At 69.6% G+C, this 1,129-nt stretch carries 1 protein-coding gene; it reads right to left on the reverse strand.

What is annotated here, in order from left to right:
• Nucleotides 1–161 precede the first annotated feature (161 nt).
• Nucleotides 162–1,129 (reverse strand): hypothetical protein (locus BZL64_RS36360; protein ID WP_244205747.1); only part of this gene is annotated, 968 nt, incomplete at its 5' end.

Genomic DNA, 1,129 nt, shown 5'->3' on the forward strand with positions numbered 1-1,129 from the left:
CCGCCCGGACGCCGCCACCCACCGCCGCATCGGTAAACGCTTCGCCGAACTGGCCTTCACCAAGGGCCCCTTCGTGACCTCGGCCACGGTCTCGTCCGGGCTGCTGATCGTCCGCACGATCCGCCCGCCTGAGGCAGGTCGAGAGTCAGGGCTTCGGCGGGTCAGGCGTTTTGGACCTGCTGGGCGCGTGCAGCGACCATCGAGGCCAGCTGCTCGAACTCCGCGCTCCATTCCGGGTCATCCGGCACCACCGGATCGTATTCCAGCTCGACGAGGACAGTGCCGACGCGGAGCACGGCATGGGCTGTCGTCTCGTCGAGGTCGGCGTTGTAGTGGGTGATCGCGGCACGCTGGTCGCCGAGCTCCGGGAGGGGGATCTCCGTCGCCTTGTTGTTGTCGGCGATGCCCGACCGGGTTTCCTCGAATCCCTTTGCGGTCAGCGCTACGCGGGGGCAGGACCACACCGTGAACACGGCGGCGACCACGGTTCCCTCACTGGTTCGCCCGTAGGCGGTCCTGAATCTCGCCTCGGCCCCTGAGCATCCGTTGTCCTCGTTCTTCCCAGTCCTGACGGTCCCGGATCTCTCCCAGCCGGACGGCATGCTCGTCAGGTCCGGAACCACCCGCTTGACCTCGCTGACGTTCAGGGCTCGCACGGCATGGCGGGCGCTGTCGTCCTGCGAAGACTCGGGGGAGTCGTCGACCACGATCAGGTTCATGCCCCCGTACACGGCCAGCACGACCAGGGCCAGCAGCAGCGCGGCCCCCAAGGCGATGACGGCCCGCCCGCCCCGGGTGTTGTTGATGGTCAGCGGGCCGAGGGCGATGGAGCTGCGCGACACCTGGCTGCCGGTGATCAGCAGGCTGCCCGTGGCGTTGGTTCCCGGTGCGGTCAGCCGCAGTTGCAACTGACGCCGCAGTTCCGGATCGGCCTCGATCTCCTCCTGGATCACGGACCGGGCCGAGTCCTGTGCGGCAGGGTCCTCCGGGGCGTGGTTCAGCGTATCCAGGGCCGCCCGTCCCCGCTCCGTCGAGACCAGGCGGGCGCGTAGGGCATCGGCGACCGCGGCTCCGGCACCCTGTCCGACCGCGCCCGCCGCTCCGGTCACCGTCGCGGTCATGACCGCGA

Source organism: Streptomyces bobili, assembly GCF_002154575.1.
GTDB lineage: Bacteria > Actinomycetota > Actinomycetes > Streptomycetales > Streptomycetaceae > Streptomyces > Streptomyces bobili.